Genomic DNA, 24,418 nt, shown 5'->3' on the forward strand with positions numbered 1-24,418 from the left:
GTACCTAATACCCTTAACTATGACATTTATACCCCTTAGACTTGTCTTGCCCGCACTGCTTTTATTTTGCCTAAATGTTGGCGCACAGCAATCGCACACCATATCTGGCAACATCAAAAACTCAAAAACGACAACTGGAATTAACGCTGCCAATATAAAACTTATGGAAGTGAATAAAAATGTTGTTGCCGACACTTTAGGTTTTTACAGCATTAAGTTAAACGCCGGAACTTATACTTTTTTGATCAGTGCCATTGGCATGAAAACATTAGAAAAAGTTGTAAAAGTAAGTGCCGACCAAAAGCTAGATTTTAACTTAGAAGAAAATACGAATAACCTTAATGAGATTATTGTTTCTACAGACAAGGTACAAAACGATATAGCAAGTGCCGAAACGGGTGTAGAACGGATGAGCATGCAGAACATCAAAAAGCTACCTTCTATGTTTGGTGAGCATGACATCTTTAAAGCCATCCAACTTTTACCAGGCATCAACTCTGCAGGCGAAGGGGGCAGTGGCATCTACGTACGTGGAGGTGGTTCAGACCAGAACCTGATCTTAATGGATGATGTTCCAGTGTATAATGCTTCCCATTTGATGGGTTTCTTTTCTACATTCAATTCAGATGCGGTAAAAGATATTACTGTATATAAATCAGGTATGCCTGCGCAATATGGGGGTTACCTCTCTTCGGTACTAGATGTGAGAATGAACCAAGGCAATGCTTCAAAGTTAACTGCAGCTGGTGATATTGGCCTGATCTCTTCCAAACTTACCTTACAGGGACCTATCCAAAAAGAAAAATCTTCTTTTCTGATTTCTGGTAGAAGAACTTATATTGATGCTTTGTTGAAGTTTTCGCCCGATAAATCGATCAGTAAAAATGCCTTATATTTCTATGACCTAAATGCCAAACTTGATTTTCAGTTGAGTCCTAACAGCAAATTGGTCTTGGCTGCCTATTCGGGAAGTGATAAGCTAGGGCTATCGGATGTATTCAATGTTTCTTGGGGCAATACAGTTGCAAGTGCGCAATTAAAACATCGTTTCTCTGATCATTTCAGCTCAACCACCACAGGTTCGTTCAATAACTATCAGAACAATATTGCATTAAATTCAAGCACCAACCATTTGGGCTTCAATACACAGATTAGGGACCTATCCCTAAAACAAGATTTTTCTTGGTTGCTTAATCCTAAGCACATTATCAAGTTCGGCTTTAAATCTGTTTACCATACCGTTACACCTGGCCAATTAGAGATTACAGGTTCTTCCAACTATAACCCTGTTGATTATCAACAAAAATATGCGGCAGAAAATGCCATCTATGCTGCCGACAATATACAAGCCAGCGATAAGCTGAATATTGCAATAGGCTTACGTGTTTCGGCCTTTAGCATCTTAGGCAATGGCAATTCTTTAACAGTAGATAATGAAGGTGAGATAACCGATGTAAAAAACTACCAAAAAGGCCAATTGGTAAAAACTTATCTTAATCTAGAGCCGAGATTGGTTTTTAGCTATCTATTAAATCCAGAAAGTTCGGTCAAAGCATCGTACGAACGAAATGTACAGAACATGCACATGATCTCTAATTCAACATCTAGCAGGCCTACAGACAAATGGATGCCCAGCAGCAACATGATCAAACCAGAAATTGCCGACCAGGTTTCATTGGGCTACTACAGAAACCTCTCTAACAGTTTCGACCTTACCGTTGAAACCTATTACAAGGCCATGCAAAACCAGATCGACTATAGGGATGGCGCAAATCTATTTAATGCCGATGCCATTGAGACCCAGCTGTTATATGGCAAAGGCAGAGCTTATGGCTTAGAGGTTTTATTAAAGAAAAAAGCAGGTGCATTTACAGGCTGGATCAGCTATACCTTAGCCAAGTCTGAAAGACAGATCGATGGCATCAATTCGAATAACTGGTACAATGTTAGACAAGACCGCACACATGACATTGCCATTGTTGGCGTCTACGATGTAAGTAAAAAAATAAGCGTATCTGCAGCTTGGGTATATTACACTGGCGATGCCATTACAGCCCCAACCGGAAAATATAAATTAGATGGCCAATCTTTCTATTACTACAGTAACCGCAATGCAGACCGCATGCCAGATTACCATCGTTTGGATCTTAGTGCAAACCTGCTGCTCAAAAAGAAAAAAACCTTCAGCTCAGAACTTGCTCTTAGCTTGTACAATGCCTATGGAAGAAAAAATACCTACTCGATCACCTTCCGCGAATCGGAGCAGGATTCATCGAAAACCGAAGCGGTAAAAACAAGTTTATTCCAGTTTTTACCATCGATCTCTTACTGTTTCAAATTTATATAAGCGCAATACCTTATCCCTTAAAACATGAAAAATATCAGATATATCCTCGCCATAGCAGTTGTAGCCATTCTTTTTTCTTCTTGCAAGGATGTGGTTACCGTAGAGCTTAAATCTGCCGACGAAAAATATGTAATCGAGGCCAACCTCAACAATCAATTGGGTAGTGCAAAGGTTGCTATAGCACAAACAAAAAATGCCAATACAACTAGCGGATTTAATGGCGAATCGGGAGCCGTGGTTACCATTACCGACGATAAAGGCAAAGAATCGAGATTAACGGAAAGCAGCACCAAGGGAATTTATACCGATCCTTTTCTAAAAGGAACACCAGGAACTGCTTACACCTTAAAAATCGAGATCAATGGACAGACATTTACTTCTACTTCTAAAATGCCTGCCATTGTAAAATTAGAAGCCGCCTACGCCATAGAGGCCTCAGCAATAGATGGCAAAAGAAAGTTTGCTACCGTTAAATTTACCGACCCAGCAGGCAAGGGTAATGCCTATCGATTTATCGAATACCGAAATGGTGTTTACAACAAAGTGATTTCGGTATTGAACGACGATTTGATCGATGGCAATGTGATCAACCAAGTGTTATTGCCAAAGGAACTTACCGAAGCTACAAAGTATGTGTCGGGCGATAAGATCAAGGTAGAGTTTTTAACGATCGACAACCCTGTTTATAAATACTGGTACAGCACCAACAAAGGCATACAGAGTTTAGGAGAAAACACTACGCCGATCAATCCTGTAAGTAACATCAGTGGTGGCGCCATTGGTTATTTTAGCGCACATACGCTACAAAGTAGAGAGTTTACCATTAAATAAAAGCATTTCATCATCCCTAAAACCCTTGTACAATTATGCCTGATCCAATTTTGGATGGCATAATTGCATCGGTTTCCTATTCAAAACCTACATGATCGGCAATGGTGTTGCCGTAACCATATTTAAAGTAGAAAGAAGTTGTTGCGTAAATTCTAAAGTAGACAATTCCCTGCCATAAATATTGTAGTAGTTATAATCCGTCATCGGTGCTCCTTTGATTCCTAAACAATGTGCCATGGTAATGATCTGCCCCCTGTGGTAGGTACTGTGGTTAAGCAGTTGCACCAGGTATTCGAAATTTTGAAAATTACACTCAAACCAAGGATTGATCACCAAGCCTTTTTTGGTAAGTTCTTGTTCATTTAATTTCGAGATGTAGGCCATCAGCTCTTTAGATTGTTCGATCAGTTTGGCAAATGCCTCGGCTGTATTTCCATTAAATTCTTCTGGAACAATTGTAGGTTCATTTTTGATAATAGATAACCAATACACCTGTGTATGCCAAATGTGGACAATGGTTTTTTTAATGGTAGAGAAACTGGAAGGTGTCTGTATTTCCATCAATTCGGCAGGCTTTTCATTGAGCCAATTGATCAAGGTTCTATTTGCCCATAAATTGTAGGCTGCGTAGTTTTTCATTAAGTACACCATCGAATTTGTGCCAGCTGCAGAGAAGTTTAGAGTTTCCATATGTTTCTTGAATTATTTATATTCAAAGAAAGCAACACACACTGACAACCCTATGGCAGTGCGAAATTGTTGTAGAAAAAAAATATCAATAATTTTCAAATGGCTTTTTACTACCGGATTCTAGATTATTGCTACCAAATGCTCGATTGTAATTGTTACCTTGTTTAATTTAGGCCAAGTTTGTATTGAAATTATAAAGCTAGCCCCATTTATAGAAAAAGACCGATGAGCCGCTATCAACACCTTATGATCTTATTGTTGTTCCTATTCCTTTGGAGTGGAAATGGCATCATCAATCAGGCATTAGCACAACACAAAACAGGTACTCCTTTTGGTCATCAGTTTCTTTTCGAAATGGTAACCACACGCAAACTCAATATGGTGCGCGAACCTGTAATCGTTGGGGTAAGCGATACCGCAGTTTACCACATCTTTGATCGGCTTAAAAACAAAAATGAATTGGTGCAATCAGCACCAAAAACATCACTGTTATTGGGTGTAAAATTAAACCCATCATTGGTCAAATATTTTTCGGCCATGGTGCAATCAATTTCTAAAGAATACCAGAGTTTTATCATTGCCGACAGCACAAATGCAATATTGATTGCCATGGGCATCAATGCGACAAACGTAAAAGATTATCGCTATCGTGTAGTAGAGAATGACAGCACTGAAATCCTACCTTGGTCGCCCATTCCACTCGCAAAAGCATATGGTGCCAAACAGGCTTACGGCTTTTTAGGGAAGTATAATGCTCCAGGCAAAAGGTTGATGATCGAGGTGGTTCACCGCAATAACTATAGCATTCGAGATGGGGTTATTTTCGATTGGCGCGTAAACTTTAAACCCATCCTTACCCAAATTACAGTTGAAGTGCCCAAAGGATATTTTAACTTGGCCTACACCGAACTCAACAGAGGTTATGCCACCCGCTTCGACCCACAAACTGGACTACCCTTAAACTTTCGATTTCCGGTGGATAGTGTAGAAGATCTGACCCTTAAATTTAAAAAGCAGGAAACCTTGGTACAATCGGTTTATCTGGCTAAAAGTTTAAACAATAAAAGAGACACCACTCGGATAGGTTTTGTTGACCAATATGGCTACTTCTCTTTGGGAAGTGAACATTTTGTCAAACCCGGACATTATGAGATTTTGGTAAAACAACAAGAAAAAGTGCCAATATGGGATGATACCAAAATGGTTAAGATTCCTTTCGATGTGTTACCAACACCTATTTTTGACAAGCGTTTTTCCATGCAGCAATTATTGCCTTATTTGATTGGCACGGTGTTAGGTTTTATACTATTGTTGATCGGTTTTCAATATTACAACAAACGAAAATTATTGAAAGTACAGCAACAACAGCAGACCGCACAATTGAAACTTAAAACGATCCGTTCGCAACTGAACCCGCATTTTATGTTCAATGCCTTAAGCTCGATCCAAAACCTGATGAACAAGAATGAGCTGTTGCCGGCCAACCATTACCTTTCTAAATTTGCAGGTCTAACCCGAAAAGTATTGAACAATAGCGAGCAGGAAATGATCAGCCTCCAAGAAGAAATACAACTTACAGAAGATTACCTACAAATGGAGCAACTGCGTTTCGGGTTTGAATATCAGTTGGAAGTTGATCCAGAAATTGATGCCGTCAATATAGAGATCCAACCCTACTGTTACAGCCTTTTATAGAAAATGCAATCAAACATGGTATCACTTCCTTAAAAGAAAAGGGCAGGATTTTGGTGAAGATTGCCCAACACCATAAAAACCTTATCATCAACATCAATGATAATGGTAAAGGCTTTAATGCTATGCAAAAAAACAATAGCAAATCATCTTTCGGATTAAAGCTTAGCCAAGAACGCGTTGCATTGCTAAATCAACTTTATAAAGAACATCCTACCCTGTTACAGATCGATTCTACGCCCGGCAACACTACGATTAGTCTTACCTTAACCAATTGGATCTAAACCCATGAACTGCATCATCATCGACGACGAAAACAACAATATCGAAAACCTGCAAAACATCTTGGCTACTTGGTGTCCTCAAGTCAATGTAGTGGCCACCGCAGGTACGGTGGCCGAGGCAAAAGTGGCCATAGAAAGCCATCGACCAGATCTTTTGTTTTTAGATATCCAATTACATAACGAATCTGGATTTGATCTTTTAAAGACACTGAAAACCATAGATTTTGAAGTGGTATTTGTAACGGCCTATGATCAATATGGCATTCAGGCGGTTAAGTTTTCTGCATTGGATTATCTTTTAAAACCCATCTCCATTCCAGAACTGCAACAGGCCATTGCCAAGGCCGCTAACAAAATGGCCAACAAACAGCAGAACCTCAACGTAGAGAACCTACTGCGTTTTATACAAAATAGCCCAAAGGAAGCGCCAAAAATTGCACTCCCAACCTTACAAGAAACAAGATATGTAAAGGTCAATGAAATTGTGCGTTGCGAAGCTGCAAATAACTATACCAATTTTATCCTTCAAAACGGCGATGAGGTATTGGTGTGCAAAACGCTAAAGGAATTTACCGAGCTCTTGAAACCTTACCAGTTCTATCGCCCACACCAATCGCATTTGGTCAACTTCCACTATGTTAAAAGCTTATTGAAAGAAGACGGCGGTACCTTGTTACTTGAAGACAAATCGAAGATCCTATCTCTAGACAAAACCTCGAGGGCATTAAAAAAGCGCTTCAAACGATTGGCTAACCAATCCCTATTTTATCACTTGTTCAATTAAAAAAATGAAAAGAATTTTAGTTCTACTGGCCATTTTATGCGCCATGCAGTCTGCTTTTGCAGCACCTTTTAAGGCACAACAGGTTTTGATCACCGGAAAAGTAATCAACACCAATCCAGCAACACCCAGCGCCATTAAAGCCAATTTTTTCAATCCACTTAAACACAATGGCCTGAGTGTAAAACTGAATGACCATGATGAGTTTAGCGTAGCCGAAGAAATGATCTTTGCCCAGACCATGACGGTGCATTACGCCGATTATTTTATCTATCTCTATGTAGCACCCGGCGATTCTGTGCACCTGACCATCGATGCATCCTTATTGGCCCAAAAAGATTTTGCATGGCTTAAGATTACGGGCGATCATGCCCTGATCAGCACTCAGTTCAACAAAGCCAATCGATATCTAGACCAACTTCCTTCTCATAAATACGATTACAGCCATTCGCCCTCACAATTGTTGGTAGATTTTAAGGAAGATTACCAACGGTACATGCTTGCATTAAAAGATTACGCTATCCTCCATCAACTTGACCCCCAAGCGGTAGAGATTGCTGCTAGTGAAAGAAAATATGGTTTAGTTAACTACATCTCGGACTATGGCAATGGTAACAAAGAAGAACTAACCGAATTGTTTGGTGATCCATTTTTTGGCAAGGATGATCCAAAGAATTTCCAGTCGCAGATGTTCCCTTATTACCTGTCTGATTATATGCGCCGTTTGATCAAAACCGATACCACCATTGCCGGGGCAGTTAAAGCCCAAAAAACCTTAGTAGCCATACAAAAGGGGGCAAAACTATTATTAACGGAACCTTCTGGGCCAAGTCGCGATTTGATGGTGTATAGATATATCAATTCTTTTTTAACCAAAAACCCAAAGCTCATTGATTCCATTCCCAATCTTAACGGCTACTTTACAGATGCGTTGTATTACGACCACCTCAAAAAATCGGCTGGACTTTTACAAGATACAGGCTTTGCCATTGCTCCAATAAAAGGAATCCACTATTTAACGGCCGATAATGTGGTCGAATCAATTCCAGAAACAGATGTATTCAGCTACCTGGCCAAACGTTACCCTAACAAAGTGATCTACATTGATGTGTTTGCAACCTGGTGTATGCCTTGCCGTTTAGAACATCAGAACGCACCCAGCTTACAACGATCTTTTGCAGGTAAAGATGTGGTTTTTGTTAACCTCTGTTTACAATCTGATGTAAAGGCTTGGCAAAAAATGATCCATACAGACTCCATTAAAGGCGAAAACTATTACCTGAACAACGACGCCACCAAGCTTTTTATGGGCATCTATAGATTGGATGGCTTTCCAACTTATATTTTGGTCAACAAGGCTGGCAAGATCAGTACTACCCGTGCACCTAGACCTTCAGAAACCATATTGGTACAAAAAGCGATTGCACAACTGTTATAAAAATCCTTTCCGATAAACAGCAGGCAATGATATCGACTTTGGATAGTCTGCTGTTTATTGGATCAGTTGAAGGATATAATCGCCTACCCTTTGTGCGGCCCGATCGTAATTGCTCAATACCACGATGTGATAGCCTTGATCTAGCGTACTAAAGGAAACCGCATTGATACCTGGCGCACCACCAGAGTGCCCCACAACTTTGCCCAAGGCCGTAGTCCTGAGCTGGAAGCCATAGCCATAACCCTTGTTCATATAGTCTGTAAACAACAGCTTTTTCGATGATTCTGAAACCAATTTGTTGTTGAACAGTGCAAGTGCAAATTGATAAAGATCCGCAACTGTACTGTAACCTCCACCAGCAGACGAGCCCCTATTGCCACTACCGCTAGTGTTATCTTTGTAAGTGCCATCGGCTTGTGGAATGTAACCAATAGCAATATTAGCAGGTGGTATTGCAAGGTCGTACCTATCGGTGTATTTCATGCCCGAAGGTTTATAGATATATTGTTTTACATATTCAAAATAGTCCTGTCCGCTTACTTTTTCGATGACCAGCCCTAACCATATCATCCCCGCATTACTGTATGCCCAATCCGTACCCGGTTCAAAGGCCAATTGCCTTTCCTTAATGTAAGGTTTAAAATCTTTAAGCTGATTGATCTTCCTATACAACAGCTTGTCATAAGCCTCTCTAAAGAAATCGCCCAGGCCAGAACTATGGCTCAATAGGTGATGTATGGTTACTTTATCAAGAATAGCTTGTGGCAGCCAAGTGGTATCCATGTACTTACTGATCGGGTCATCTAGTTTTATGCTTCCTTTATCTACCAATTGCATAATGGCTGTTGCAGTAAACATTTTGTTCATCGAGCCAATGTTAAAAAGCGTATTGATATTGTTCTTGGTCCCTTTAGCTTTAATGGCATCACCACAGGCATAGGTAAACAAAATCTGGTCATTTTTTGCCAATAGGATCGTGCCAGAAAAAATATCGGTACGGCTCAACGCTTCAGCAGTTGCTCGTAAGGATGCTACAAGTGTAGCTTGGTCTTTAAACTTTTGAACAGGATATTCTGGAACCCTAACCTCATATACTTCCATTTCTTTTATCTTGTTCTGCGCATCCAATGCAAGGCTAAGTTCAAAAAAGTTGTTCAGTACCTTTCCTTTTAACAAATACACCGCTCTTCTTTTACCCGGTTGGAACACGATTTCTTTATAGAGTGTTACACCCCCAGTACTTTTATAAATATGAGGGATTGGATTGGTCTCTTGCAATTTTTCGGGTAATTGATCTTTAACAAACTTTGCCAATAGGTTGGGCTGTGCTACACTTACCGCTGCTACATAGGCCTGCATCTTATCCTGTAATGCCCGTTTAACTATGGCCTGTTCTTGTGCACTTAATGTAATTTCTGGCAAAGGCTGATAGTCAGGTCTTTTGTCCCAAACATCATTGCCAAACACCACCACAGTATTGATGTTTTGTAGCGAGTCTTTGGTAAACATCAAGGTAAAGGTTGGGTTATCACTAGCCGTAAAGTTAAGGCCTTGTTGCTGATTAAAAAGTAGGGTTTTCGAATCCCACAATTGGGTAAGTTTTAATTGTTTGCCAACTACACTGATCTGCAGGTACGATTCTTTATTGGCTCTAAACTGATAATAACCCTCTAGCTGTTTCAGTTCTCCTTCATTTAAAGTCTGGGCTTTTGTACTTTTTACCATCCCCAACAGCATAAGCATTAGCAAAGATCTGGTCATCAATAGCGCAATCAAGGATTTTTTCATTTTTTCGGATTTGAAGAATAAAACACAATATAACTAAATATTTCGTTTAAAATAAATGTTCTGCTTTGCCCGCTATCAAACAAAACGTTCGATAACGGGCATTTTTTGTTTTTTGAATTTTAATAACTAACTGTTTTTCAATTATTTAACATTGGCACTGCTCTTGTAAAGCCCATGGAGAGCTTACGAGAATAATAAAATTGTTAAATGGATACACTGATTGAAGAAAAGGTTATTAACCGAAAAAAGAAGAAACGGATACTGATTGGCTGCGTAGTGATTGCACTGCTCATTGCAACAGTGTGGTTAATTCGTTATTATCTTAAGCCTTCATTAACTAAGGCAGATTTTACCACTGCAAAGGTAACAACAGGCATCATCGAAAATACGATCAATGCCACAGGCGAGGTATTGCCTGAGTTTGAAGAAATTATTGCTAGCCCAATTAGTGCCTCTATTAAAGACGTATTAATGGATGCGGGCAACAAAGTAAACAAAGGTCAATCCATCCTTACTTTGGATAAATCAATCACACAAACAGCCTATGAAAAACTTCGTTTCCAAATGGAATCTAAGGAAAATGATATTCGTAAGTTAAAACTCGACCTTGAGAAAAGTTTTTTTGATATTAAATCCAATAATTCCATCAAGCAGTTGCGCATTAGCAATTTAAAAGATGCCGTTTCTTCTGCAAAGCGATTGCTTAATGCAGGAGGTGGTACCAAAGAAGACGTAGAACGTGCCCAGCTCGATCTAAAAGTTGCAGAGTTGGAGAAATTGCAATTGGAGAATGAAATCAAAAGCAAGCAACAAACGATGAAAATCGAAATTAGAGAAGCGGAAATTTCTCTAGCTATACAAAGAAGTGATTTAGATGCCTTAAAACGGAAACTTGATTTGGCCGAAGTGGTAGCCACTCGACAGGGTGTAATTACTTGGGTAAACAAAAATATTGGCGCAAGCATTAACGAAGGCGAAGCATTGGTTCGAATTGCAGATTTAAGCGGTTTTAAGGTTGCAGGGAGCATGTCGGATAATATGCTAGAAAAAATTAACAACCACATGGCTGCTATTATTCGAGTTGGCGATAAGTTGCTTAGAGGAACGATTGTTAATATTTCGCCAGCAGTAAACAATGGCATTATTTCTTTTGATATCCAATTGAATGATAAAAGCAATGCTGCTTTAAGGCCTAATCAAAAGGTAGATGTATTTTTAATTACCGACACCAGAAACGGCGTTTTACGTATCGCGAATGGGGCAGCATTCAATGGGTCGAACTTACAAGAGGTGTTTGTCATCAAAAATGGAATTGCCGAACGTAGAACTGTGAAAACAGGGCTGAGTAATTTTGATTATATAGAGATCGTAAGTGGGCTAAAAGAAGGTGATGAAGTAATTACTTCTGATATGGCCTCTTATAAAAATGTTAAAACGATCACCATTGGAAACTAAGGATATGATGAAGAGAATTTTAGTTTTTGTTGTAGCGATGATCACAGGTATAAGTGCTCGTGCAGCTTTGACAGACACCTTAACATTGTCGTTAAGTGAAGTTGTTGCCATGGCAAAATCGAACTCCATAGCTGCAAAACAAGCCACTACTGTTAAAGAAACTAAATATTGGGAATGGAGAACATTTAAATCCAATTACCAACCGCAGCTATCCTTACAAGGCATTTTACCGGGTTACAGTAAAACCTATACCCAGGTACAGCAACCTAATGGCACCATTGTTTTTCAGCCCATTCATTATGATAACTCATCACTCACCCTAAATTTTAGCCAAAGCATTGCGGCCACTGGTGGAACCATTTATGGCACTACACAACTCCAACGATTCAGCGATTTTGATCGAAATAATGTGCTATACAATGGAATACCTTATGGAATTGGCTATACGCAACCTTTATTACAGTTTAATAGTTTAAAATGGGACAAGAAAATCGAGCCATTAAAGTTTAACGAGAGTAAGCAAGCCTATATAGAAACGCAAGAAAAAATTGCCATTACAGTTACCGAGTATTTTTTTGACCTTTTACTGGCACAGGTAAATTTGTCCATTGCCGAAACGAACTTTGGTAATACCCAGAGAATCTTAACCATTGCTGATACAAAATTTGAGTTAGGTAAGATTTCAAAAAATGAAATTCTTCAATTGCAGTTAGAAGTGTTAAATGCAAAAAAAGCAGTGGGTACAGCAAATCGAGATGTGGAAATTGCGACTTTAAATCTTCGGAGCTATGCTGGAATTGGTGGAGATGATAAGATCAAGCTCAATATGCCTGGGGTTGTTCAGCAAATGACAGTTGCTGCCGACAAGGTATTGGCAGAAGCATTTGAAAACAGGTCTGATGCCATTGCATTTGTACGCCGATTGGCCGAAGCCAAAAGAGATGTAGCCAAGGCAAAAGGCGAAAATGGCTTAACAGCTACCCTAAGGGCAAATTTGGGCTTTTCTAATGCAGGCACAAGGATTTTTGATATTTATCGCTCCCCTAAAAACCAACAGTCTGTAGAGTTGCAACTTTCTATTCCACTAATGGATTGGGGAAGGTCTAAATCGAGAACAAAAACAGCATTGGCAAACGAGCAGTTTACAACATTTACAGTTGAACAAGACAAACAAACATTTAAACAACAAATCGTAACACAGGTAACCTTGTTTAATATGATGAAAGAGCAGATTTTGCTTACCGATGCCGCAGAAAAAATTGCTGCCGAAAAGTATAAAATTGCGAGTGAGCGTTATGTGCTTGGTAACCTAAGTATCACCGATTTAAGCATCGCCTTTCAGGAAAATGACCGAGCAAAACGTGATTATGTCTCATCACTTCGAGATTTTTGGGCGGCTTATTATCAACTTCGCTATTTGTCATTATATGATTTTGAACAAAACAGAAAAATAACCTATTAACAACAACACCTTTAACCCATACACACAAACTATATAAGTATACCCATGTTCTTGTTGGCCTGCGCCTTTAACCGTTTGCCTAAGGCCAGGCAGCATTGAACTTCACAAAAAAAATTAAAAATAACCTATTCATAAATCTTAATTACTAATTATACAATATGATACGCTTACAAAACATTGAAAAAGTGTACCGCACGGACACTGTCGAAACCCTCGCCATAAATAGTATTAACCTGAATATTGCTAAAGGTGAATTCCTTTCTATTATGGGGCCTTCAGGCTGTGGAAAAAGCACCTTACTTAACATCATGGGTTTATTGGATGAACCTTCTAAAGGCAGTATTAGCATCAACGATCAAGATGTTAGCCAATTTTCTGATCAACGGTTAGCGAAGTTTAGAAATGAGAAACTAGGCTTCATCTTTCAGAGTTATCATTTGATCAACGATTTGCAGGTGTTGGACAATGTAGAGTTACCACTGTTGTACCGTAATTCGACCGCCAAAGAGCGTAAGCAATTAGCTACGGCTGCATTGGAAAAAGTTGGACTAAGCAACCGTTTAAAGCACTTTCCAAGTCAGTTGTCTGGCGGACAACGACAACGTGTTGCCATCGCAAGAGCCATTGTAGGGAATCCGCAAATTATATTGGCCGATGAGCCTACTGGTAATTTGGACAGTGCCATGGGTAATGAAATTATGGAAATCCTAATCAATTTAAATAAAAATGAAGGGACCACCATTGTAATGGTTACCCACGACGAAAACATGGCGAACAAAACACATCGATTGGTTCGCCTATTTGATGGTTCACAAGTTCAATGAGCACCTTATGTTAAAAAATTATTTTAAAATCGCTATTGCGGTATTGAAACGAAGAAAATTCTTCACGTTTATCAGTTTATTCGGAATCAGTTTTACATTGACGATACTAATGGTAGGTGTGGCCTTTCTCGATAAAGTGATTAGCCCAGATTATCCAGACTATAAAAGAGAACGGTCGTTGTATGTGACCACTATGGAAATGTCGAACTCCAAAGAAGGGTGGTTAAATAGATCTGATGTTTCTTTCTATTTTTTAGACCACTATGTTTCTCGACTAAAAAATATAGAAATGATGGCCATTTCCTCTAACGCTAGATCATCCAATGCTTATGTAAATAACAAGAAAATTGTGATAGACTATAAGCATACCAATGCCGATTATTGGAAGGTGTTGGAATATCGTTTTTTAGAAGGAAAACCTTACACGCAAAGTCAAATCGACAATGCCGAGTACGTTGCAGTCATATCTATTAAAACAAAACAAGAGTATTTCGGAGATGAGCCAAAAGTTGTTGGTAAATACATTTCTGCTGACAATATCAACTACCGCGTAATAGGCGTGGTTGATAATGTTCCAAAAACACTCCACGGGCTTGCCGGTGATATGTACTTGCCCTATACCGTGGCAAAAGACAACTACAACAAGCCTGAATTAATGGGTGGCTTTAATGCCGTGCTGCTAGCGAAAACAAAGGCAGATATTCCTAAGCTGAAAGCAGAATTTGATCAGATGATGAAAAAAATTCCAATCCCTACAAAAGAGTTTGACACGTTATATAGTCACGCTGATCCGTATTTCACCAGTATGACCAGAAGGATAGCAGGCGACGGAAAAGATTCAGGAACTTCAACTGTAATCGGGGTAGTCAGTCTGTTCTTGCTCCTATTTTTATTGTTGCCAACCATCAATTTAGTAAACATCAATATCACTCGTATTTTAGAGCGTTCGTCCGAAATCGGAGTTCGAAAGGCTTTCGGTGCTTCTTCTAAAACACTGGTGTATCAGTTCATTGTAGAAAATATGATATTGACCTTTTTGGGAGGTCTGATTGGACTATTTCTTTCGGTATTCGTCATTTATTTTATCAATGATTTACAACTGATCGAAGATGTCTATTTGAAAATAAATTTTACTGTGCTGCTGTATAGCTTCATCGCTTGTTTGTTTTTCGGATTGCTATCTGGTGTGTATCCGGCCTGGCGCATGTCTAAATTAAATGTAGTTAAAGCTTTAAAAGCACAATAACCTAAAAAGAAATTATCATGTTCAAACATTTATTTAAATTAATATGGAATAAACGGAAGCAAAACTTCCTGTTTTTGTCCGAAATCCTTGTTTCGTTTTTAGTCATCTTTGCCGTATTTTCTTTCCTCACCTTTTACTATCAAAATTACACTAAGCCTTTAGGTTTTGAGTATGAGCGTGTTTGGGCTATCAACTATGATAATGAAGGTGTAACGAAGAATACCGACTCGCTACAAATATTTTATCGCAATTTGAAAAATTCGCTTAAGGCTATGCCACAAATTGAAGAGGTGACCTTTTCTGGTTCAAACTTTCCATATTCGAACAGCAATATGAGTACTTCCTTAAATAAAGATGGGAAGAAATTTGACTGGGTTAATTCTTATACCGATGCCGAAGACTATGCAAAAGTTTGGAATGTAAAACTCGTTGCAGGCAGATGGTTTAACGAAGATGATAAAGCGACAAAAAATAAAAGTATCATTATCAATGAAACTTTACAGACTGCCATGTTTGGTAAGGGTAGCGCAGTTGGTCAGTTAATTGGCGATTATGAGGATAAGAACAGAATGAAAGTAATTGGTGTAGTACAAGACATTAAAGCCAATGGCGACTATTGGCCGGCGGGTAATGCCATGTTCAAGAAATCAGATACTTCAGATTTACGATATACTCAAAATATTTTGATCAGAGTAAGCGAAGATGCAAATGCTGCTTTCGAAAGCGAGTTATATAAGTTCATGACCAATACTTTTAAGAATTCGACCATTGGAATTGAGCACCTTACCGAAATGCGTGATGCAAAAAATGAAGTAACGGTTATCCCGATGATTATTTTTATCATCATCGCTGGCTTTTTAATCATCAATGTGGCTTTGGGCCTATTTGGTGTGATGTGGTATAACATTAACAAAAGGAAGGGAGAAATTGGCTTTCGACGTGCAATTGGCGCAAGTGGGAATAATGTTTCTTATCAACTGGTGCAAGAAGCTTTAATTCTGACAACTTTATCGTTAGCAGTGGGCTGTTTCTTTGCCGTTCAGTTTCCACTGCTCAACGTCTTCAATGTGCCTTCAAGTGTTTACCTCATCGCCATACTACTGGCCGTGGTGTTCATTTACCTGCTCGTTTTTGTTTGCGCATTATATCCGGGTAAACAGGCAGCGGCCATTCATCCTGCTATTGCATTGCATGAAGAATAATACTTATCTTAACTTTGCATATGATTCTAATTGTTGATGACGATATCGCCGTAAGAACCTCACTAACGCTTTTGTTAAAAGGGGCTGGACATGATGTGATTACAGCGAGTAATGCTGTTCAGGCTTTTGAGCAAGTACAAACTCAAAAGCCTGAACTGGTTATTCTCGACCTCAATTTTTCTATCGATACCTCTGGTAAGGAAGGCATGAGCCTATTGGCAAAGATCAGGAATTTCAATACCCTTATTCCGATTATATTGATCACTGGTTGGGCCAGTATAGAACTGGCGGTACAGGGCATGAAACTTGGGGCAAACGACTTTATCAACAAACCTTGGAACAACGATCACGTGCTGCAATCTGTGCAGACCCTGCTCCAATTGGGAGGTAAAAGACCCTTATCTCGGAACCGTAAAGAACTCGACAAAAAATATAATTTTAAACAGATCGTAGGCGAAGATGCTGGATTGTTGACCATTTTAGAGACCATTGGCAGGGTGGCCGCCACCAATGCCTCAATCCTAATTACTGGTGAAAGCGGAACTGGAAAGGAACTGATTGCCGAAGCCATCCACGAGAACAGTACACGTGCAGCCAAACCCTTTGTAAAAGTTAATCTAGGTGGCATCTCTTCATCATTATTTGAAAGTGAAATGTTTGGCCATGTACGTGGTGCATTTACCGATGCCCGTTTTGATCGGGTTGGCCGCTTTGAGATGGCCAATAAAGGCACCATCTTTTTAGACGAGATTGGCGATCTGGAGGCCAGTAGCCAAGTTAAACTGTTGCGCGTACTACAGGATAGAACTTATGAAGTTTTAGGCAGTAGTCGCACCAAAACTGTAGATACCCGTGTGGTTTGCGCCACCAACAAAAACCTAAACGATATGGTTAGTGCAGGCCTGTTTAGAGAAGATCTTTTGTATAGGATCAATCTGATTAGCATACACCTGCCAGCCCTGCGAGAGCGCGCCAACGACATCCCTTTATTGGTCGGTTTCTTTTTGGGCAACCTCAAAGAGATCTACAACCGTCCAGACCTTACCATATCTGCGGCAGCCATGCGCTGGTTGCAACAATTAGCTTTACCTGGCAATATCAGACAGCTTAAAAATCTGGTAGAGCGTACCGTACTGATCAGCCATGCCAACGAATTGGGCATTGACGATTTTCAAGCGCAGCTGAATGTTAGTCCACAAAAAAATGCACACACCAAATTACCTGGTGTAGGTACCATGACTCTCGATGAGATGGAAGCCGAAATGGTTAAACAAGCCATGAGTTTCCATAAAAATAGAATTACCAAGGCGGCAGCCTCGCTGGGCATTACCCGAAATGCTTTGTACCGTAGATTGGAAAAATACCAAATCCCTTTCAATGAAAGTGAAGACTAAATATATCGTCTTTATTGCAGCCATCCATCTGCTTTGCCTAGTGATGAGCTATTTCATTTTTAAGCAATACAATATTGTTTTTTTTATGGTGGCAGAGGTGGTTATCATTATCTCTATAGTAATTGCCATTAGTTTATATCAACAACTGATCCGACCCTTAACCTATTTAAAACAGGGGGTGAATGCCATCAAAGATCAAGATTTTAATGTGAAGTTTTTGCCCACAGGCAAAGGAGAAGTTGATGAATTAGTGGATGTATACAACAAAATGATTGATGCTTTAAGGGAGGAACGTAGAACCCAACAAGAGCAGCATTTCTTTTTGGAAAAATTGATCCAAACCTCACCTACCGGAATTATCATTTTGGATTATGATGGCACACTTAAACAGGTAAATCCAAAGGCCAAAGCGATACTAGATGCACACCCTGATGTTTTTGAACAATTAACAGCAATCCAAACGGATGATCCAAAATATTGAAGATAGATGGATTACACACTTACAAGATACAAAAATCGAGGTTTATGGACATGGGCTTTGAGCGGGTCTTCATTATGATGGAGGAAGTAACAGCCGAGTCTTCGCCGCCGAAAAACAGGTATACAGTAAAGTAATTCGGATGATGGCCCACGAAGTGAACAATACCGTTGGACCTGTAAATTCCATTATCAATATGGCTTTACAACAAAAGAACAATTGGGAGCAAGAACAGGGGCATCTATTAAAGAATGCCTTACAGGTAGCCATAGACCGTAACCAGAATCTGAATGTGTTTATGCGCAATTTTGCCGAATTGGTTAAACTGCCCGAGGCCAATAAAAAACGGATAGATCTGGTGCTTTTGGTCCGATCTGTGGCAGAGCTGATGCAGTTTTCTACCAATGGTAAAACCATCCGTTTTGAGTTTCATCTTCCTGAAGAGCCTTACCTTATTTTTGCAGATGTGCAACAACTAGAGCAGGCATTGATCAATATTGTAAAAAATGCCATCGATGCTATTGAAACAGCCGGAGAAATCAGGTTTGTTCTAGATACCGCACAGCGTAAGCTCATCATTAGCGATAATGGCAAGGGCATTGCCGAAAGTGATACCGAACAGTTGTTCAGTCCTTTCTTTAGTACCAAGAAAGATGGGCAGGGCATTGGGCTAACTTTGGTTCGGGAAATCTTATTGAACCATGGTTTTGAGTTTTCTTTAAAAACCATTGCAGCACAACATACAGCATTCAGTATCCATTTGGGTTAACATTGGTTCGTGAGTACACGAACCAATGTATTAAATGACACGAACCAATTATCAAAGCGCAAAAAAGCCCTATAGTGATCAACCATAGGGCCAACTGTAATGGAGTATTATTTAAACTAGAAGGAAAAATTCAAGATTTTATTTTAAAACAGCAGGTAAATCTTAAAGCCAAGGTTATTGATAAAGCCTTGAGTACTCATGTCAAATGAGGTACGGGTATTTTTATGATAGGTACCATAATTATTATCAGACTGTTCAGTTTTGCTATAAGAGACATTGGCCGATAATAAGCTGGTTTCGAAAGCAAATCTTTTAGATACAAACCAGGTAACACCACCATAAGCTCCTACGGCGTATTGTTCGTTTTTATTTCCCTGCCCATTATTCTGACCGCTATAAGTACCCTTGCTATAACTATATCCCGCTTTTCCACCAGCGTAGGCATACAAGGTTTTTACAATAGGAAAATATCTTTGATAATTTATATTTCCACCATAAACTTTAGATTCATAATTGCTGAGGTTTATCGTTTCTTGTTTGTTTTCTCCATAATTAACCTCAACTCCAATTTTGGTGTTGTCTTTGATAAAATGACCATAACTTAAGGTAAATGAATTAAGCGTATTCTTGTTATCGTTGCTATAACCAGAAGTTTTCTCAGTGGTCGAAACGATTCCAAAGCCTAACGCATTGGTTCCTTTGGTTTGGGCATATCCACAGAGGGATAGACAGACAGCAATAGCTGTTAATAGTTGTTTTTTCATTTGTGTGTGTTTTTGTGTGTGATATAAATGTATAACTAAAGTTTTAATTATAGAAATTTTTTTTTAACTGTTTTTTCAGTTTTCGATAAAAAACAATAAAGCATCCTATAAAACAGAAGGAACCTTGTTGGTCAGGTTTTTGGCATCCTTCACAAAATGTGAAAAATCGGTGTAGCCAATTTCATCATAGATGTAACTGCTTCCATAGCTCTGGTAATGCTGTAGTCCGTTTTTAAACCGCAGGGTCTTGAAACATTGTTTGGGCGAAAGCCCTAAGACCTCATTGAAATATCTGGTCAACGTGGCACTAGAAACCGCAACTTGTTTACTGATAGTGGCAATGGATATTACCTCGTTGCTATGGGTTACACTAGCGATGGCTTGTTGTACCAGTTTGAGTTTTTTATGGGTGTGGATAGCTTCTATTTTGGTATTTAAATAAGCTTCCATCAAGGTGATTCGTTCTCTACAATTTTCAGCCTTCTCTATCGCAATGATTAAACTTGTGGGCAAGTGCTCATCTAGGTTAACATGGCCATCCATCAACTGGCGCACATCTAACTGCAAGAGCTGCTGTAAAACACCTGGTTTAAACTTAACCGAAAATTCTTTGGCTCCCAAAGCATAGGTACAAGTAAGGGCATGGCTAAGGTTGCCCAATATTTTTGGCCCCTTTAACTGTTGCTCCCTCTGGTTAAAATGCGAATGGTATTTTTTGCCTGTCGCGGTTAAAGGAATGGTAATCAAAGTATTTAAACTAGGCAAAGCCACTATAGAGAAAGGTTTTAAGTGAGTACTAAGGTCTAACTCAAAATAATACGCTACCACATCGGCCAAGCCTGCAGAAGGATAGTGGAGCTGCAAATAAGCTGGCCGTTCCTGTTCAAAAACTACCCTTCCTGCTTCCATTATTCTCCCATTAAAATATGAAGGTACTGGATACCAATGGCACTGGTAAACATCCGCTCTTTCTGGTTGCCCAATAATTGTTGGCTCCAGTCTACAAAACCACCATCACCAATTTCAATCTGCTTGCCGTTTACACAGATATGTGTTTTGATCTGGATGCCCTGATAGTAGTTTTGGCTTGTATTTTTAGGTTTAACCTTAATGTCGAATAGGGCTTGCTGTTTCAGATGGGTCAGGCAAGTTTCTAACATTTTATCGTCATTTTCAAGGTTTAAAGGGATGATAGAAAAGCTTACCTCTTTGATCTGGTAAATCTGGTTAAGCAGTTGCAGGTGTATAGAAAGGTGCTCGGAAAGTGCCAATTTTTCGAACTCAAAATTTCCTGTATCTACTCCTGCGGTTACCAAACAACCAATAGAAAAATGTGGGGTATGTCCTTCTATGGCTGTTAAAGGGGTACGCAATAACCTATTTACCGTAGCAAACCTATAAGTGCCATACATTTTTACATTGTTTTTCTTTAAAAAAGCATAATGTATGGCAAGGGCATTGGTAGCATCGGCCTGTACCTCGGCATTTCTTAAAGCGGTAAGTACCTTTTGTTGGTTGGTGATGCCAAACACTGAACACGTACCCAATTGGGCAACCGGAGATAGTTCTACTGGTTCGAAATGTTGTTGGCTAAAAAATTGGAGTGTAGCCAATTCTTGTGCTTTTAATTGCAGTACATTAACTGCAGCAGGTTTAACCAATCTATTTTGGCCATATTGTTTCAATAGCCCTGTTGGCGTCTGTTTGGCCAGCCGTTGGTTAAATACAGCCAATAATAACGAATTGAGGTCTGTTCCATTCAGTTCTTCTGCCAATACCTCAATTAATTGCGGATGACCGATTTTATTGGCGATATACTCGGCAATGTGTGTACTCATACCCATGTCTTTTGTAAATCTGGATTGAAGACCCGATACAGGTATTCGTCTAAAACTACTCCATTTTTAACAATGGCCGATTTCAAAACTGCTTCTAATGTATAACCTGCTTTTTCCAATACACGCATTGAAGCCTTGTTGCTCCCAAAAACGCCTGCAAAAATACGTAGCACTTTTAATTCGTTAAAAGCGAAAGCCGTTAAAAGGTTGACCGTTGCAGTAGCATAGCCCTTACCCCAATAAGGTTGACCAATCCAATAACCTATTTCAGCATTGTTCCGGTAAATATCGCCTTGTGGCACTACACGACAAACTCCTATAAAAGTATCATCTACAAAAATACCGAAAACATGGCCCAGTACCCCTTGTTTAGCCAAGGCCAGAAACTCTTCGGCATTAGCCAAGGCATATGGATGTGGAAACACATCCTTAAGGTTTTGCGCAATAAGTGGATTGTTTGCCAGTTGCTGGATTTCGCTTGTACTTGCTGCCTGTATTTCTTTTAACGTTACCATAAGTCCAAAGTTCGGGATAAAACAGAAAACATAGGTGTAAAAACCAATCAATTTTATCTATTTAAAACCTTAAAAGCCAATTTGTTCCTACAGCCATGTCCCATTAGCTTCATCTCTATCTTTGCAATATCACCATGATTTAATGTGCCTCTATAAGTCTACAATTACACCAACATGAGCTGATCTGTTACCTTGATTTCTTCCAGAAAATAAGCATCGTGGGCTACTACCAAAAGTGTTCCTTGATAGTCGTTAATAGCTGCTGTTAGGATCTCTATGTTTTGTATATCCAAATTATTGGTTGGCTCATCCAATACCATCAGATCTGGTGCCTGGTTGCTGATGGTTAAAGCACACAACATCAAGCGCATCTTTTCGCCACCGCTTAAAGCTGCACAGGGCTTATCCCAATAGGCACTGCCAAATAAAAACCGGTTTAAACGGATCTTGATCTCATGTTCTTGCAAGGCACCTGTATTGTATTCTTGTGCCTGTTGATACACGCTCAGCTGATTGTTGATCAACGAATAATCTTGGTCGATGTAAAGGGTTTTGATTGCGGCCCGCTCCATTGTTCCACATTGGGGCTGGACCTGACCTAATATCATTTTGATCAGCGTAGTTTTGCCAGCCCCATTTAGGCCTTTAAGCGCTACACGTTGGCCACTATTGAGCTGAAAACTAAGTGGTGGTTTCCAAAGCAATTTGCCATTATAACTAAAGTTGACCTCTTTTGCGGTAACCAATACCTTGCCTTTGTGTAAACCAGAGTGAGACAGACCTAATTTCATCTGATCTTGATCAAGCTGGTTGCTACGCAACTGGGTCAGCTCTTGTGCGATATTACTTACCTTTTCTGCATGTACCCCTTTCATTTTAGAAGTACTGCGTTCTGCACTGTTTCTTAAGGCATTCATCACAATGGTGGGCATTCCTGCTTTTTCTTGTTTCCTTTTGCCACGGGCATCCAACTTCTGTTGTCGTTCTAGTGCGGCTCTTTCTATTTCTTTTGCCTTACGTAGTGTTTTTTCTTTGTTCTTGAGCTCTTGGTTCAGCGCTTCTTGCGCTATTGTTTTTTGGGTTACATAAAAATCGTAATTACCACCATATATGGTTATGCCTCCGCTATGGAGTTCGTAAATGCTGGACAATAACTTTAGCAGCTTACGATCGTGGCTTACTACAACCAAAGTGTTTTTGGTAGATTGGATATAAGCATAAAGCTTATCCCTGCTCCAGTCATCCAAATGGTTGGTGGGCTCATCCAATAACACAAGGTCTGGTTGGTGTACCATGATCCTGCCAAAAAAACCTTTGTTTTTTGTCCTCCACTTAAGGTTTCCAACTTTTGGTTGAGGTCCAAGGTGGCTAATCCCCAATGTGCTAGGGCTTCTTTACAGCGGTCTTCAATGGTCCAATCATCATTTAACAATTCCATATTCTGAAACGTTGCATTTCCGGCAAGGATTTCGGTCAAGGCCTGGAGCTGCTCGGCTACCTGTAAGGCCTCGGCAATGGTAAGCTTGTTAAACTGACCAAAAATTTGGGGCACCACATAAGGTTGCGATTCTGCCTTTACTATTCCCGTTAAAGGGTTTAGGTTTCCGGCCAATATTTTTAAAAGGGTAGATTTTCCGACACCATTATGGCCTATTAGCGCAATTTTATCGTGTCGGTTGATTGACTAGATCTAATCCAGTAAACAATACATCCTTATTGGGATGTTGGTAAGTGATATCTTGAAGGATCAACATGATTTCTTTTTAAAGCGTGAATAATTACAGGCCATACAGCAAGCTGTGCCTGTTTTATTTTTACCGAAAGAAATGGAGTACCTACATTGATGGTTGTTTTTGTTAAGGCTACAAAAGTAAGAAAAATTTTGTTTGGGGTAAAATACTTGGTTCGTGAGGACACGAACCAAGTAGGTGATTAAAAGATATAACTAAAGCCAAGCCTTCCAGAAACAGGATGGAACTTTACTTCGTCAAAATCGGTAGCCAGCATTGGGCCTAATTGTAGTTCAAAATTGATTTTTTTACCCAAGCTACGTTGGATACCCCAAAAAGCTTCCAACCCCATGCCTGCTTTTGTGATGGCATTCTTTTCTATCACAGCCTTGGTTGAACCCCCAACCATTACCCCAAAAAAGTTGGTAGAATTATTTCTTGTTTCACGTCCTTTTTTTGCTCTCTGTTCAAGCTTGTAATAATTCTTGACCCCGATGTAAGCGGATGGGCTCATGCTAAAGGCCCATTTACTTCCCGACCAGTTATTATAAGAATAAGAAATACCCGAACCCAGACCTATACCTCCGTAAACTGTTGTAGAGGTAGCTACAAGCTGCTCTCGTTCGTAAAAAAGCCCTAAAAGGGATAACTTCACCTTGCTTAGACTTTGGATCGGTTGGGCCACTTTTGCAGTGTCTTGTGCATTGGCTTTTTGAATAGAACCCATAAAAAGCAGGATAAATCCAACCCCGTAAACGTGTTTTAAAATTTGTTTCATTGCGTGTTGTTTCAGTTAAAGTTTTAGTGTGTCTTTAACCAAGACGAGCAATGTAACTTTTAGGTTGCACCGTTATTGAAAAATTAGGCCATAAAAAACCATGTAACATTTT

At 39.6% G+C, this 24,418-nt stretch carries 23 protein-coding genes; 14 read left to right on the forward strand and 9 right to left on the reverse strand.

Annotation, left to right across the window (positions count from 1 at the left end; translation table 11 throughout):
* Positions 1-19 precede the first annotated feature (19 nt).
* Together ACFJIZ_RS16250 and ACFJIZ_RS16255 are read left to right on the forward strand one after the other, a co-directional pair.
* Positions 20-2,347, forward strand: a complete 2,328-nt coding sequence (locus ACFJIZ_RS16250) for a carboxypeptidase-like regulatory domain-containing protein (RefSeq protein WP_379086280.1) — start codon at positions 20-22, stop codon at positions 2,345-2,347.
* A gap of 24 nt (positions 2,348-2,371) precedes the next feature.
* Positions 2,372-3,178 carry a DUF4249 domain-containing protein gene (locus tag ACFJIZ_RS16255; protein WP_379086283.1) on the forward strand — a complete coding sequence of 269 codons (807 nt, stop codon included), beginning with the start codon at positions 2,372-2,374 and terminating at the stop codon, positions 3,176-3,178.
* Positions 3,179-3,265: 87 nt separating this feature from the next.
* Here ACFJIZ_RS16255 and ACFJIZ_RS16260 read toward each other — a convergent pair whose 3' ends face one another.
* Positions 3,266-3,868, reverse strand: a complete 603-nt coding sequence (locus ACFJIZ_RS16260; protein ID WP_379086286.1) for a DinB family protein — start codon at positions 3,866-3,868, stop codon at positions 3,266-3,268.
* A 225-nt stretch (positions 3,869-4,093) separates the two neighbouring features.
* Here ACFJIZ_RS16260 and ACFJIZ_RS16265 point away from each other — a divergent pair, with 225 nt between their 5' ends.
* From ACFJIZ_RS16265 to ACFJIZ_RS16280, 4 genes are read left to right on the forward strand one after another with little or no spacing between them, the layout of a single operon-like run.
* Positions 4,094-5,563 carry a histidine kinase gene (locus ACFJIZ_RS16265; RefSeq protein ID WP_379086289.1) on the forward strand — a complete coding sequence of 490 codons (1,470 nt, stop codon included), beginning with the start codon at positions 4,094-4,096 and terminating at the stop codon, positions 5,561-5,563.
* A gap of 20 nt (positions 5,564-5,583) precedes the next feature.
* Positions 5,584-5,844 carry a hypothetical protein gene (locus tag ACFJIZ_RS16270; protein ID WP_379094074.1) on the forward strand — a complete coding sequence of 87 codons (261 nt, stop codon included), beginning with the start codon at positions 5,584-5,586 and terminating at the stop codon, positions 5,842-5,844.
* A 4-nt stretch (positions 5,845-5,848) separates the two neighbouring features.
* Entirely contained in the window at positions 5,849-6,628 is a 780-nt protein-coding gene (locus tag ACFJIZ_RS16275) for a LytR/AlgR family response regulator transcription factor (protein ID WP_379086292.1), read from the forward strand.
* Positions 6,629-6,632: 4 nt separating this feature from the next.
* The gene (locus tag ACFJIZ_RS16280; protein WP_379086295.1) at positions 6,633-8,063 is read left to right on the forward strand and encodes a TlpA family protein disulfide reductase; all 1,431 of its coding nucleotides are present in this window, start codon (positions 6,633-6,635) and stop codon (positions 8,061-8,063) included.
* Positions 8,064-8,117: 54 nt separating this feature from the next.
* On the opposite strand, the gene ACFJIZ_RS16285 is transcribed toward ACFJIZ_RS16280, so the two are convergent.
* Positions 8,118-9,851 carry a serine hydrolase domain-containing protein gene (locus ACFJIZ_RS16285; protein WP_379086298.1) on the reverse strand — a complete coding sequence of 578 codons (1,734 nt, stop codon included), beginning with the start codon at positions 9,849-9,851 and terminating at the stop codon, positions 8,118-8,120.
* 207 nt (positions 9,852-10,058) lie between these two features.
* Here ACFJIZ_RS16285 and ACFJIZ_RS16290 point away from each other — a divergent pair, with 207 nt between their 5' ends.
* The 8 genes from ACFJIZ_RS16290 to ACFJIZ_RS16325 all read left to right on the forward strand — a co-directional run bounded on the left by ACFJIZ_RS16290 (position 10,059) and on the right by ACFJIZ_RS16325 (position 18,681).
* A complete protein-coding gene (locus ACFJIZ_RS16290; protein WP_379086301.1) occupies positions 10,059-11,306 on the forward strand; it encodes an efflux RND transporter periplasmic adaptor subunit in 1,248 nt (415 codons plus the stop codon).
* Entirely contained in the window at positions 11,296-12,768 is a 1,473-nt protein-coding gene (locus ACFJIZ_RS16295; RefSeq protein ID WP_379086304.1) for a TolC family protein, read from the forward strand. Before ACFJIZ_RS16290 ends, ACFJIZ_RS16295 begins: the two co-directional genes overlap by 11 nt.
* Positions 12,769-12,926: 158 nt before the next feature.
* Positions 12,927-13,592 carry an ABC transporter ATP-binding protein gene (locus ACFJIZ_RS16300; RefSeq protein WP_379086307.1) on the forward strand — a complete coding sequence of 222 codons (666 nt, stop codon included), beginning with the start codon at positions 12,927-12,929 and terminating at the stop codon, positions 13,590-13,592.
* A 7-nt stretch (positions 13,593-13,599) separates the two neighbouring features.
* Entirely contained in the window at positions 13,600-14,838 is a 1,239-nt protein-coding gene (locus tag ACFJIZ_RS16305; RefSeq protein WP_379086310.1) for an ABC transporter permease, read from the forward strand.
* A 74-nt stretch (positions 14,839-14,912) separates the two neighbouring features.
* Positions 14,913-16,040, forward strand: coding sequence for an ABC transporter permease (locus ACFJIZ_RS16310; RefSeq protein WP_379086313.1), 1,128 nt, complete (start codon positions 14,913-14,915; stop codon positions 16,038-16,040).
* A gap of 20 nt (positions 16,041-16,060) precedes the next feature.
* Positions 16,061-17,434, forward strand: a complete 1,374-nt coding sequence (locus tag ACFJIZ_RS16315; RefSeq protein WP_379086316.1) for a sigma-54-dependent transcriptional regulator — start codon at positions 16,061-16,063, stop codon at positions 17,432-17,434.
* Entirely contained in the window at positions 17,418-17,915 is a 498-nt protein-coding gene (locus ACFJIZ_RS16320) for a HAMP domain-containing protein (protein ID WP_379086319.1), read from the forward strand. Before ACFJIZ_RS16315 ends, ACFJIZ_RS16320 begins: the two co-directional genes overlap by 17 nt.
* 139 nt (positions 17,916-18,054) lie before the next feature.
* Positions 18,055-18,681, forward strand: coding sequence for a sensor histidine kinase (locus tag ACFJIZ_RS16325; RefSeq protein WP_379086322.1), 627 nt, complete (start codon positions 18,055-18,057; stop codon positions 18,679-18,681).
* A gap of 143 nt (positions 18,682-18,824) precedes the next feature.
* On the opposite strand, the gene ACFJIZ_RS16330 is transcribed toward ACFJIZ_RS16325, so the two are convergent.
* The 7 genes from ACFJIZ_RS16330 to ACFJIZ_RS16360 form a co-directional block, all read right to left on the reverse strand.
* The gene (locus ACFJIZ_RS16330) at positions 18,825-19,445 is read right to left on the reverse strand and encodes an outer membrane beta-barrel protein (RefSeq protein ID WP_379086325.1); all 621 of its coding nucleotides are present in this window, start codon (positions 19,443-19,445) and stop codon (positions 18,825-18,827) included.
* A gap of 105 nt (positions 19,446-19,550) precedes the next feature.
* Positions 19,551-20,354, reverse strand: coding sequence for a helix-turn-helix domain-containing protein (locus tag ACFJIZ_RS16335; RefSeq protein WP_379086328.1), 804 nt, complete (start codon positions 20,352-20,354; stop codon positions 19,551-19,553).
* Positions 20,354-21,283 carry a hypothetical protein gene (locus ACFJIZ_RS16340; RefSeq protein WP_379086331.1) on the reverse strand — a complete coding sequence of 310 codons (930 nt, stop codon included), beginning with the start codon at positions 21,281-21,283 and terminating at the stop codon, positions 20,354-20,356. Before ACFJIZ_RS16340 ends, ACFJIZ_RS16335 begins: the two co-directional genes overlap by 1 nt.
* Positions 21,280-21,798, reverse strand: a complete 519-nt coding sequence (locus ACFJIZ_RS16345) for a GNAT family N-acetyltransferase (RefSeq protein ID WP_379086334.1) — start codon at positions 21,796-21,798, stop codon at positions 21,280-21,282. Before ACFJIZ_RS16345 ends, ACFJIZ_RS16340 begins: the two co-directional genes overlap by 4 nt.
* Before the next feature lie 164 nt (positions 21,799-21,962).
* Positions 21,963-23,093 (reverse strand): ATP-binding cassette domain-containing protein, encoded by a 1,131-nt coding sequence (locus ACFJIZ_RS16350; RefSeq protein WP_379086337.1) that lies wholly within the window; start codon positions 23,091-23,093, stop codon positions 21,963-21,965.
* Positions 22,979-23,479, reverse strand: coding sequence for an ATP-binding cassette domain-containing protein (locus tag ACFJIZ_RS16355; protein ID WP_379094077.1), 501 nt, complete (start codon positions 23,477-23,479; stop codon positions 22,979-22,981). Before ACFJIZ_RS16355 ends, ACFJIZ_RS16350 begins: the two co-directional genes overlap by 115 nt.
* A gap of 251 nt (positions 23,480-23,730) precedes the next feature.
* Positions 23,731-24,306: a hypothetical protein gene (locus tag ACFJIZ_RS16360; RefSeq protein WP_379086340.1), complete on the reverse strand. Its 576-nt coding sequence runs from the start codon at positions 24,304-24,306 to the stop codon at positions 23,731-23,733.
* Between the last annotated feature and the right edge of the window lie 112 nt (positions 24,307-24,418).

The sequence above is a fragment of the Pedobacter sp. UC225_65 genome (genome assembly GCF_042698365.1).
In the GTDB taxonomy this organism is placed as follows: Bacteria; Bacteroidota; Bacteroidia; order Sphingobacteriales; family Sphingobacteriaceae; genus Pedobacter.